Annotated in this window: 9 protein-coding genes; 4 read left to right on the top strand and 5 right to left on the bottom strand. The window is 74.0% G+C overall.

The genetic code is table 11. From position 1 onward, the window contains the following. Positions 1 to 38 precede the first annotated feature (38 nt). The gene (locus ACFYYW_RS37100; protein ID WP_387656121.1) at positions 39 to 260 is read right to left on the bottom strand and encodes a DUF3072 domain-containing protein; all 222 of its coding nucleotides are present in this window, start codon (positions 258 to 260) and stop codon (positions 39 to 41) included. A gap of 82 nt (positions 261 to 342) precedes the next feature. Continuing rightward, positions 343 to 1,146 (bottom strand): NUDIX domain-containing protein, encoded by an 804-nt coding sequence (locus ACFYYW_RS37095; protein ID WP_387656118.1) that lies wholly within the window; start codon positions 1,144 to 1,146, stop codon positions 343 to 345. Between the two features lie 188 nt (positions 1,147 to 1,334). Between ACFYYW_RS37095 and ACFYYW_RS37090 the strand changes: the two genes are divergently transcribed. Continuing rightward, on the top strand, positions 1,335 to 2,306 hold the full coding sequence (locus ACFYYW_RS37090; protein WP_352328209.1) for a helix-turn-helix domain-containing protein: 972 nt from the start codon (positions 1,335 to 1,337) through the stop codon (positions 2,304 to 2,306). Between the two features lie 4 nt (positions 2,307 to 2,310). Here ACFYYW_RS37090 and ACFYYW_RS37085 read toward each other — a convergent pair whose 3' ends face one another. Beyond that, positions 2,311 to 5,796, bottom strand: a complete 3,486-nt coding sequence (locus tag ACFYYW_RS37085) for a S8 family serine peptidase (protein WP_387656115.1) — start codon at positions 5,794 to 5,796, stop codon at positions 2,311 to 2,313. A gap of 202 nt (positions 5,797 to 5,998) precedes the next feature. Further along, complete coding sequence (locus ACFYYW_RS37080; RefSeq protein ID WP_387656112.1) at positions 5,999 to 7,798, bottom strand: hypothetical protein; 1,800 nt, start codon at positions 7,796 to 7,798, stop codon at positions 5,999 to 6,001. A 113-nt stretch (positions 7,799 to 7,911) separates the two neighbouring features. On the opposite strand from ACFYYW_RS37080, the gene ACFYYW_RS37075 reads away from it, so the two are divergent. Next, a complete protein-coding gene (locus ACFYYW_RS37075) occupies positions 7,912 to 8,922 on the top strand; it encodes a hypothetical protein (protein WP_352330376.1) in 1,011 nt (336 codons plus the stop codon). 6 nt (positions 8,923 to 8,928) lie between these two features. Here the strand turns inward: ACFYYW_RS37075 and ACFYYW_RS37070 are convergent, their stop codons facing one another. Continuing rightward, positions 8,929 to 9,531: a TetR-like C-terminal domain-containing protein gene (locus ACFYYW_RS37070; protein ID WP_387656109.1), complete on the bottom strand. Its 603-nt coding sequence runs from the start codon at positions 9,529 to 9,531 to the stop codon at positions 8,929 to 8,931. A gap of 234 nt (positions 9,532 to 9,765) precedes the next feature. Here ACFYYW_RS37070 and ACFYYW_RS37065 point away from each other — a divergent pair, with 234 nt between their 5' ends. Together ACFYYW_RS37065 and ACFYYW_RS37060 are read left to right on the top strand one after the other, a co-directional pair. Then, on the top strand, positions 9,766 to 10,611 hold the full coding sequence (locus ACFYYW_RS37065) for an alpha/beta hydrolase (RefSeq protein ID WP_387656106.1): 846 nt from the start codon (positions 9,766 to 9,768) through the stop codon (positions 10,609 to 10,611). Next, positions 10,608 to 11,096, top strand: a complete 489-nt coding sequence (locus ACFYYW_RS37060) for a hypothetical protein (RefSeq protein WP_387656103.1) — start codon at positions 10,608 to 10,610, stop codon at positions 11,094 to 11,096. The genes ACFYYW_RS37065 and ACFYYW_RS37060 overlap by 4 nt, the downstream gene beginning before the upstream one ends. Positions 11,097 to 11,115: the final 19 nt, after the last annotated feature.

The following is an 11,115-nucleotide window of genomic DNA, read 5'->3' as shown; positions in this document are numbered from 1 at the left end:
GGGAACCGCCTCCCCTGCGCGGGGCAGCGCCCGGCGGATCAGCCGGTGCCCTCCGGCCGGCTGCCGGACGCGCGCAGGCGCTCGCTGTTCTCTTGCAGCTCGTCGATCAACCGGGACGCCTCGGCCTTGCTCAGCCCGCCGGGCACCTCCCTGCCCACCTCCCTGGCCAGGGTGTGCAGGTAGGACTCCTGCGGGCCGGTCATGGGCTCGTCACCGGTCGTCCACTCGTCGGGGTCCTTCTCCACCGGTCCGTGACTCATGCTGACTCTCCTCGAACTCACGTTCTCCTGGGTCAGCACGCTGTGCCCGCAGGAGCGCGCCGCAAACGCGAGGCGACGGCCCCTACGGCCGCGTCGCGGGCCGGTCCGGTGTGCGGGCGGGGGAGAAGGGGCCGCTCAGCGCCGCCCACTGCAGCAGCATGATCGTTTTGGCGTCGGCGATCTCACCCCGCCCGACCAGGTCGAGGGCGTGGTCGAAGCCGAGCTCCACGACCTCGATGTCCTCGCCCTCCGCCGCGACCCCGCCGCCCGCCGAGGTGCGGGTCGCGGCGCTGTACGGCGCGGCGTAGAAGTGCAGGCGTTCGGTCACCGACCCCGGGCTCATGTAGACGGAGAAGACCGGCTCGACCTCGCCGATGGCGTGGCCGGTCTCCTCGGCGGCCTCGCGCCGGATCGCCTCCTCCGGCGCGTCGTCGTCCAGCAGCCCGGCCGCGGTCTCCAGGAGCATCCCGTCGGGGTGCCCGTTGACGTAGGCGGGATAGCGGAACTGCCGGGTCAGCAGGACGGTGCGGCGGTCGGGGTCGTACAGCAGCACGGTGGCGCCGTTGCCGCGGTCGTAGGTCTCCCGCTGCTGGGTGCTCCAGTGGCCGTCGGCGTGCCGGTAGTCGAAGGTGGTGGTGCGCAGCACGTACCAGTTGCAGGCCAGCAGCCGCACGTCGCGCACCCGCACCCGGGGGTTGCCGGTCAGGTCGCGTCCCGCCTGGTCCAGGCCGGTACGGCCGCGCCCGTCGGGCACGTCGACGCCCGCGGTCACGACGACCGTCCACGCCCGGCGGACGCGCCCGCCGTGGGGATCTCCGCCGCCCTGCCCGCGCGGACAGGAGCGGGCTGTCGCGCCGATCGTGCCGTCATGTCGCCCTTTCGCCATGGGTGCCGGATCCCGATCACCGAGTATGGCAGGGAAGTTTCCGTACGTGAGCAGTGCCGCCACTGCCCGGCGATCCCGCTTCCCCGACGGCAGCCGCGAACCGCGCACCGAACTCGTGACGTGACGGACGCCGGCACCGCCCCGGCGGCCGCTCCCTACAATGGCCGGGTGAATCTGGATCGGGCCGTGTGCGGCACGTGCTGAGCGCGGCGGGGCTGGGCGCGGAGGAGGAGGCCGCCTACCGGCTGCTGGTCAGGACCACCGAGGTGGAGTCCGACGCCCTGGCCGAGGAACTGGGCGTGGCGGCCGAGGTGGCGCGGCAGGCGCTCGGCTCGCTGCTGGCCAAGGGCCTGGCGCGAGCCGTCCCGGGCGAGCCCGGCCGGTTCACCGCGGTCGCCCCCGACGTCGCGCTCGCGGCCCGGCTGCACCGGCGGCAGGCCGAGGTCGACCGGGCCCGGCACGCCATGGAACAGCTCACGGGGGAGTACCTGGCGCACGCCAGGCGGCGCGAGGCCGCGCAGCTCATCGAGGTGATCACCAGCCGGGCGGCGCTGCGCGAGCAGCTCCGGCTGCTGCAGGACGGCGCCCGGCACGAGGTGCTCAGCCTGTGCCGGGCCGGGCACGTGGCGATGAGCTCGCAGGAGAACGACGAGGAGCTCGCGGCGCTGCGGCGCGGCGTCGGCTACCGCGTCATCTACGAAGGGGCGTTGCTGGAGGAACCCGGCATGCTGGTCAACCTCGCCGACGGCATCACGCTGGGGGAGCAGGCCCGCGCGCTGCCCGTCCTGCCGGTACGGATGCTCATCGCGGACGGCGAGCTCGGCGTGCTCCCGCTCATCCAGCACACCGACGGCCTGACCCAGCTCACCGCCGCGCTGATCCGGCCCAGCAGCCTGCTCGACGCCCTCAAGGCCCTGTTCGAGAGCCTGTGGGAGCGGGCCACCCCGGTCAGCCTCACCAACCCGGGCAGCCCGCTCGACGCCGACCACCTCTACCTGCTGTCGCTGCTGGTCGCCGGCGTCCCGGACAAGTCGATCGCCACCCAGCTCAAGATCTCCCAGCGGACGGTGCAGCGCAGGATCGCCTACCTGATGGAGCGGGCGGGTGCGCAGACCCGGATGCAACTGGCCTGGCACGCCGCCCGCGAGAACTGGCTCTGACCGATCAGTAGGCCCTGATCACCGTCTGCTGGACCGTGTTGCCGGCCGAGTCGGTGGCGGTGACCCGCAGCGACGGGTGCGGGCGCAGCACGATCGCGTCGTAGCGGCCGCCGCCGAGCGCGATCACCGGCTGCCGCCGCCACGTCGCGCCGTCGTCGTAGGACAGCTCCAGCTTCAGGTCCTTGGCGCGCGCCCCGGTCACGCCCTCCTGATGCCGTACGGCGAAGCCCACCAGACCCGGGCGCTCCGGGCGCACGTCATAGTCGACCTGCAGCAGCGGCAGCACCCGGTCGCCCGGCTTGGAGCGGAACGTCCAGGCTGTCTCGGTCGCGACGGCCGTCGTCCACTCCTGCGAGGTGCGGCTGGTGGACAGCTCCAGCCGGTAGGCGGCCTCCTGCGGCGCCGCGGGGAACGCGCCCCAGGCGGCGTCGCGCTCGGCCACCAGCGTGCCGTCGCGGAAGAACCGGGCCGAGGAGGTGTCGTTGTCGACGCCCGCGCGGGAGACGTGCCCGGAGGAGTCCACGAACTCGGGGACGCGGATCTCCATCGTGTCGCCCTCCCGGGTGGACGGCTTGAGCCAGCCGGGGATCGCCGGGCGGACCACCGGGGCGTGCCAGCTCTCGCTGATCCGCGCGCCGGGCTGGTAGGTGCGCGGCTGCTCGGTCATGCCGTCGAGCAGGCGGCCCATCTCGTCCCAGACGTACTGGTGGTTGACGAGGTGCTGCCAGTAGGAGCCGTCGGCGCTGACGTACTCGGTGCGGCGCAGCGGGGTCCTGACGATCCGCTGGGTCTCCATCTGCTGGCCCAGCGCGTACGACTGCCAGGGACGCCAGCCGAAGCGCTGTTCCTTGGCCCAGCCGAAGCCGCCGTTGTCGGCATATGTCGTGGTGACCCGGGCGGTGTTGCCGTCGTTCACCTCGTGCACGATCTTGTCCGGCACCCGGCCGCCGGAGACCTGCATGACGTCGTAGAGGTAGGGCGAGTCCATCTGCCCGGTGACCTCCAGCTTGGCGTTGCCCTTCCGCATCCGCTCCAGCATCCGCTGCCCGTCGTCGCCGGCGACCACCAGCGCCGGGATCGGCAGGTCGGCCCCGACCGGCTTCCAGTCGTGGCCGAACGCGTCGTCGGGGGACAGCACCAGGATCACGGCGACCGCGCCCGCCTTGATCGCGGCCCCGGACGGGTCGGACCAGTCGATGTCCTGGCTGCGGATGACCGCGGCCTTGCCCTTGGACCCGGCGACCCCGTCGGCCAGCCGCCACATGTGCCGCCCGTCCACGCCCGGCGACCCGCCCAGGAAGCCCATCGGGTACGGCTCGCCCGAGCCGGGCACGCGGGCGGTGAGCTTCGGCGCGACGAGCTGCCAGCGCGAGGCGAACTCGAACGAGCCGTCCCGAACGGGCTGGGTCGGTGAGACGTTGAGCCCCTCGATGACGTCGAAGTTCATGACGCCCTGGGAGATCTTGCGCGAGCCGAACGCGCGATGGGTGAAGTAGGTGTAGATGCCCACCTGCTCGGCGGGCTCCCTGGTTCTGATGGTCACCGGGGTGGTCTTGCGGAGGTCGAGCACCACGTCCAGGTCGCGGTCGACCTTGAGCTCGGGGATGACGACCATGCCGTCCCGCGGGTGGGTGCGGCCCCAGCCGCCGCCCAGGTTGAGCGACTGCGTCATGTAGGTGCCCTCCGACACCTCCACGGTCAGCCCTTCCTGGGGCAGCCAGGTGAACAGGTCATCCTGCTGCGACGCGCCGAACATCGACAGCGTGTCGGCGCCGGTCGGCCTGCCCGCGGCGTCGACGGCGGTGAAGCGGACCTTGTGCTGCGGTCCCTTCCAGGTCAGCGCCAGCGTGGTGTGCACCTGCTCCGCGCCCGCCGTGGCGGTGACCAGCCCGCCGTACCGGCCGAAGGAGAGCTCGGCCAGGTCCACCGTGACCTTGACGTCGGCGGTGCCGCCCGCCGGGACCGTCACGGATCTGGCGCTGAGCTCGGCCTTGTCGAGGGTGGCGGCCAGCTCCAGCGTGACGGGGGCGGCCGTGCCGTTGGCGTAGGTGATGGTGCCCTCGGCCGTGGCGGGGCCCTGGTCCTGCTGGTGCTTGCCGAGGTCGACCACGCCGGTCGCGGTCACGCCCTGGCGCACCGCGCGGGCCACGTCCAGGCGGCCGGCGCCGGCGTCGTCGATCTGCTGGCCGGGGACGGGCTTGGCCGAGCCGATCAGCGCGTCCTTGATCTGCCTGGCCGTCCAGGCGGGGTGGCGCTGCTTGACGATCGCGGCGGCCCCGGCGACGTGCGGCGTGGCCATCGAGGTGCCGGACGCGGCCGTGTAACGCTCGTCCACCGGCTCGCCCATGCTGGTGCCCGCCGCGCGGGCCGCGACGATGGCCACGCCGGGGGCGGTCAGGTCGGGTTTGGGCGCGTCGTCCAGGCGCGGGCCGCGGCTGGAGAACTCCGCGAGCGCGTCCTTGCCGTCCACCGCGCCGACGGTCAGCGCCGAGGTGGCCGCGCCGGGCGTGCCGATGGAGTAGGCCGCGCCGTCGTTGCCCACGGCGACCACGAACAGGGCGCCGGTGCGCTCGGTGAGGGTGTTCACGGCCTCGCTGAGCGGGTCGGTGCCGTCGGTCGGGCTGCCGCCGAGGCTCATGCTGATCACCGACGCGCCTTCGGCGGCGGCCCACTCCATGCCCTCGATGACGCCGGACAGGGTGCCCGAGCCGTCGTCGCCGAGCACCTTGCCGACCATCAGCTCGGCGCCGGGGGCGACGCCCTTCCGGCCGTCGCCGCCGGCGATGGTGGCGGCGACGTGGGTGCCGTGCCCGTTGCCGTCCCGGACGCTCGGCTCGCCGGTGAACACCTTGCTCTGCTTGACGCGTCCGGCCAGGTCGGGGTGGGTGACGTCGACGCCGGTGTCCAGCACGGCGACCTTGACGCCCTTGCCGTCGAACCCGGCCTGCCACGCCTCCGGCGCGCCCACCTGCGGCACGCTGTGGTCGAGGGTGGCCTTGACCTTGGCGTCCAGCCAGATCTTCGACACGCCCTGCGACAGCGTGGCCCGCTGCCCGTCGAGCGACTTCCACAACCCGCCGATCGTGCGTTTGTCGGCGGCGACCGCCCGGCCGTTGACGCTCTCCAGCTCGGGTGCGGACGCGCTCTTCGGCGCGGCGCCGTCGTAGAGGAACAGCAGCGGCAGCTTGTCCGACCTGGCGTCGTCGTACCCCTGGGCGATCAGCCGGGTGACCGAGAACAGGGCCGGGTCCAGCCGCTTGGCCGCCAGGAGGGGCACGACGTCCTTGGGCAGGACGCGCAGCTCGCCGTTCTCCTCGGTGGTGCTGAACGCCATCCGCTCGCGGCCCGGCCCCGGCTTCACCTCCACCGCCTGCCTGCCCGGCTCGGCCTGCCTGACGGTCACCACGTCCCCGGTGATCAGCGTGACGCGGTGGACGCTCCCGCCGTCGGGCTCGGCCGCGGCCGAGGCCGCCGCTAAGGGGGAGCTCAACAGGGCGGCCGTGGTGACTCCTGCCACCGTCACATGGGCGGACCAGTGCATGGGGGTGAAACCTCTCGTAGCAACAACCAGTGCACACGAGAGTGGGTGATCGGATGCGCGGAGCGCCAGGTGTCACCCGTGCCGTTTGTCTGCCATGTCGTGATTGCGACACGGCGCCGACGTTCACCCACGACGCCCGGATCCGGCGAGGTCAGCCGCGCGGGCGGTGGACGACCTTCTCCGTCGAGCGGCCGGGATAGACCACGATCAGGTGCTCCTCCAGCGGCGCGTCGGGGTCGTCCTCGTCCCAGGGCACCGTGCGGGCGTGCACGCGCAGCCGGTAGCGGCCGGGACCGGCGACGGCCAGGCTGGGCAGCGGCCCGGCCGCCCCGCTGTCGCCGCCCTCGGGGTAGGCCGGCACCACCAGGCGGCCGCTGCGGCTGGCGATGCCCACCTCGACCACCCGGTCCCAGCCGGCGAGCCGCAGCGGCGGGGCGCGGTCGAACGCCTTGACCGTCAGGCACATCGGCGCGTTCTCCTCGGCGGTCACGATGGCGGCGCCGCTGCCCGCGGCGTCGATGAACCCGTCCTCGGCGGCGTCGAAGACGTCGGCGGCCTCCTCGCCGCTGTCGAAGATGTCACCGGGGTCGCCCGCGCTGTCGTCGCGATCGTCGAAGACGGCGTAGCCGCCGCCCTCGAACAACATGTACGCGGCCGTGCCCTGCCGCCTGGCCCGCACCCGGGGCCACGGGTCGGTGCACCGGGCGTTCGCCTCGGCCTTCCACCTGGCCTCCTGGAGGTCGTGCTCGGCCTGGCGGCGGTCGGCGTCGGCGGTCTGCCGGGCGACGATGCCGGGGCACAGGTACTCCAGGGCCGCGGCCAGCTCGATGGCGTCCCCCATGCCGCCGGCCCGCCCGTGCAGCGCGAGCCGTTCCTGGTCGCCGGGCAGCGCGCACAGCTGTCCGCCGTAGGCCAGGACGCGCTGGTCGGGCAGCCGTCCGGGGAACATCGTGCCCGCGGCGAAGGTGTCGCTCCTGGCCAGGCAGAGGAACGACCGCCGCCGCTCCTCTGCGTCGAGGCCGGTCGCGGGCCGGAGCCGGTCGCGGCAGCCCTCGTCCGCGGCCGTGTAGGTGAGCCGGGCGTCCCGCTCCGCGCCGACGACCGCCATCGGCAGCACGAGCAGGACCGCGGCGGCGGCGAGCAGCCGCGGCGCCCACCCGGCTCCGGCCACGGGGGCGTCCTGGCGGGGCACGGCGAGTTCGTGCGCGGTGCGCGCCGCCCATACGACGAGCAGCCCGTCGAGTGCCTGCACGACGAGCGACAGGCCGTCGAACGTCAGCCGCCCGGCCTGGAGGAGTGAGTACGCCTGCGGCACCAGCAGGGCCGTCCAGCCGACGGCGAGCGTGACGGCGCCGAACCGGCCGTCGCGTCCCTGGCCGGCGATGATCATCGCCCTGCAGGCGAGGGTCGCCAGCGCCAGCGGGACCGACAGCCACAGCAGCGGGATCGCGGCGAACGGCCGCAACGCCGCCCCCAGCACCCCGGCCAGGCCGAGCCCGAGCGCGATCATCCGGAACCGGGCCGTGACCCCGGTGAGCACCCGCACCAGCAGCAGCATGGTGGCGGCCCACACCGCCCAGCGCGCGACGTACTCCGCGAGGCCGGACAGGCGGTCGAGGAGGTCCCAGAGCAGCAGGTCGCCGGCCACGTCCGCGTAGAGCAGGCGCCGCAGCCACACCACGTCACGCGGCAACGCCCCGGCGCCCGCCCGGACGGGCCCGCGCAGGATCTGCCACAGCGCCCACGCGTTGAGCACGCAGATCGCCGCGGGCAGGAGCCGCGCCTCGCCATCCCACGGCCGGACGCCGGCCGTCGCGACGGCGACGAACCACCGCCCGCCGTCGTACCAGGCGGCGACGGCGGCGGCGGTCAGGTAGAGCGCGACGGCGACGGCGGCCGGACGCCCGTAGCGGTGGCGGGCGACGGCCCGGAGGAAGGCGGCGATGCGCATGATCATATTCGGCCGGCACGCTTCCGGGCACTCCGCGCCGGGCCGCCGGCGCGGTTAGCATGGAACGGGATCGGGGATCGTGGCGACACTCGGCGACGAAGCGAGATCTCTGCATGTCAACGCCCCCGCGCAAGCTTCGCAACACCCTGAGCTGGTACGCCTTCGGCCTCTCCTGTGCGGTGACCCTGCTCGCCGCGGTGCTCATGGTCTTCTTCGACCCGGCCCTCACCAGGGCGGCGGTGCTCTCCTCGATCGGCCTCAACCTGATCGCGTCCGTCGCCTTCGCCGTCGTGTTCTCCGTCCTGAGCTCCCAGGTGCAGCAGCGCAGCATGGAGGAGAACATCGCCCAGCACCTGGACGACCTGGCCACGGGGCTGCGCACCGAGGTGGCCTCGATGCACAAGGGCTTCATGCCGACGGCCGTCTACCCGTCCTTCGACCCGGTGGACGGCACGTACGGGGACGCCTTCAACAAGGACGTGACCACGAGCCTGGAGGCCACCGGCTTCTACGCCTTCTGCGGCCCGAGCGCCCGCTACGTGTCGGCCCGGCTGGCCAGGTCCCGCCACTTCCCCCACCAGGTCCGGGTCGCGATGCTCAACCCCGGCGACCGGCTGGCCATCTCGCGCCGCGCCACCGACCGGACCACCTGGGCCAGGCTGGCGGGCAAGGACAACTCCACCCTGTCGGAGGAGCTGCGCGAGGAGCTCATCATGAGCACGGTCGCGCTGTTCGACTACCGGCACATCTGCCCGGTGGACCTGGCCTACATCGAGGACACCGCGACCTACCGGTTCGAGATCTTCGACGACGCCGTCTACCTCTCCTGGTACCACGGCCCGCAGTCGATCTCGAAGGAGATGCCGGAGTCCCTCAGGTTCGCCGCCGAGTCCTTCCTCTACCAGCTGCTCCGCCTCGACCTCATGCGCCGGTTCGAGATCGTCGAGAGCCGGGTGCGGTTCGAGGCCGGCCAGGACGACACCTTCCTCATCGCCCACCTGACGGCGGTGCTCGGCTCCTCGGTGTCGGCCGCCGACCTGGAGCGCTGGCGCGGGCGGTACCGGGAGTACACCGCGGACTTCGCCGCCTACCTCGACACCGTCTACGCCGAGCTCAGGATCTGACAAGGCTCACAGGGCCCCGGCACGGGCAGCCGCCAGCGCCGCCGCGGCGGCCCGGTCGGCGGCGGCCTCGTCGAGGGCCTCCCCGGTGTTGAGCAGGGCGTAGTACAGGGGCGCGGACACGGCGGCGATCACCCGGCGCGGGTCGGTGCCGGGCGGCAGCTCGCCGCGCGCGACGGCGTCGGTGACGCAGCCGGCCCACTCCTCGATGCGGACGGCGTAGAACCGCTGCAGCGCCCGGGCGGCCTCCCCGTCGCAGAGCGAGGCGGCGATCAGCGCCTTGAACAGGCGTCCCTGGCGGGGGTCGGTGAGGGTCTTCACGACCAGGCGCGCGTTGTCGCGCAGGTCCGCCCGCACGTCGCCGTTGCGGGCGCGGGGCAGCGAGGTCTCCGCCATGTCCTTGAGGAGGTCGGCGGCGAGCGCGCCGGGCGTGCCCCAGCGGCGGTAGACGGTGGTCTTGCCGACCTCCGCGAGGCGGGCGATGTCGGCGAGGTCGAGCCCGGCGAAGCCCTTCTCGACCAGGGTGTCGCCGGCGGCCAGCAGGACGGCCTCGCGGACGCGGGCGGTACGCCCCCCAGGACGGACGGCACCCGGCGGTGGGACGGCGGCCATGCGGACTCCTCCTCGATCGAAGCCTTATCGGAACCAGAGTTCCCTTAGCGTCGGTTTCGGTGCTACTGTTCTCGCATCTTAACGGAACTAAAGAACCGTTTGCGGGTCACCGTCGCGATCGCGGTCAACGCGGCGCTCGTCCTGGTCGGCGTCCTGGTCGCGGCGATCTTCCTGCGCGGCCGGCGCGACCGCGCGCACGCCTGACCCGCCGTCCCCGTCCTCGCGGAGCACATCATGGACCTTCAGCCCAGCGGCACGGTGATCGCCGAGACCGGCGGACGCCGGGAGCCGTCGTGGTCACCTCTCGTCCTGCCCGGCTCGCCTCCCGTGCCGGTCCGCGTCCATCGGCCGCAGGACCTGCCGCCCGCCGGACTGCTGGTCTGGGCGCACGGCGGCAGCTGGCAGCGCGGCTCGGCCGCCGGCTGGCACGACGCCACCGCGGCGCTGGCCGCCTGGTCCGGCTGGGCGGTGATCAGCGTCGACTACCGGCTCGCGCCGCGCCACCGCCACCCCGGCGCCGTGCAGGACGTCCTCGCCGCCCTCGGCTGGGCCCACGGCCGGGCGGCCGGGCTCCCGCTCGCGGTGGGCGGCGACAGCGCGGGCGGCACGATCGCCGCCGTCGCCGCCCTGGCCGCCCGGGACCGCGGCCTGCCGCTGGCCGCGCAGGTGCTGGCCTACCCGCCGTTCGACCCCGCCTGCGCCGGCGCGTCCTACCACCGCTCGCCGGCGGCGTTCCCGCAGGCGGAGCCGCTGCGCCGGGCCTGGCGGGCCTGGCGCGGCGACCGGCCGGCCGCCGTCCGCGACGCCGACGGCACCCGCCTGCACACGACGCACTGGGAGGCGGCCACCCTGGCCGGCGTCGCCCCCGCCGTCCTGGCCGTCGGCCGCGACGACCCCGTGCACGACGACGTCGAGTCCTACGCGCGACGGCTGCGCGCGGACGGCGTCCCGGTGCGGCTGCTCCGCCCGCCGGGCACCGTCCACGGCGACGTGCTGCGCCCCGACCGTCCCCTTCTCCGGCTGCTCGCGCGGGCTCTGCGCGGGCCGGGCCCGTCCGACCATCGAGAGGACCACCGATGAACCTTCCCCCCGCCCCCCTTGAGGCGCTCGTCCGCCACTTCGCCGACCTGCGCGACGGCACCCACGCCGGGCACGTCACCCGCCAGGGCAAGCAGGACGCCTTCCGCCGGGCCGCCGAACTCCTCGACGCGCCCGCCCGGCAGGTGCTGGCCGAGTTCGACCGGCACCTCCTGCTGGGCGCCGGCGCCGTCGAGGCCACCGGCACCCGGGCCGACGCCGCGGGCGGCAGTTTCGCCTCCTGGACGTTGTCATGGCCGACGCAACGGGCGGCCGGCCTCACGCCGATCACCCTGACCGCCCACTACGGCGCCGGCTTCCACCATCCGCACCTGCGGGGCGCCACCGTCGGGGAGTGGCCGCTCAACGTCGCGGACGCGGCGCAGGCGGCGGAGCTCGTCCCCGTCCTGCGCGCCATCGCCGCCGCCGACCTGCACAACCTCGTCTTCCAGCGGGACTGGCGCATCGTGCCCGCCGTCCATCCCTGAGGGAACCCGCCCCCCACCG

It is taken from the genome of Nonomuraea sp. NPDC001831, from assembly GCF_042892035.1.
Classification (GTDB): Bacteria; Actinomycetota; Actinomycetes; order Streptosporangiales; family Streptosporangiaceae; genus Nonomuraea.
This window is presented reverse-complemented; position numbering and strand designations above follow the sequence as displayed.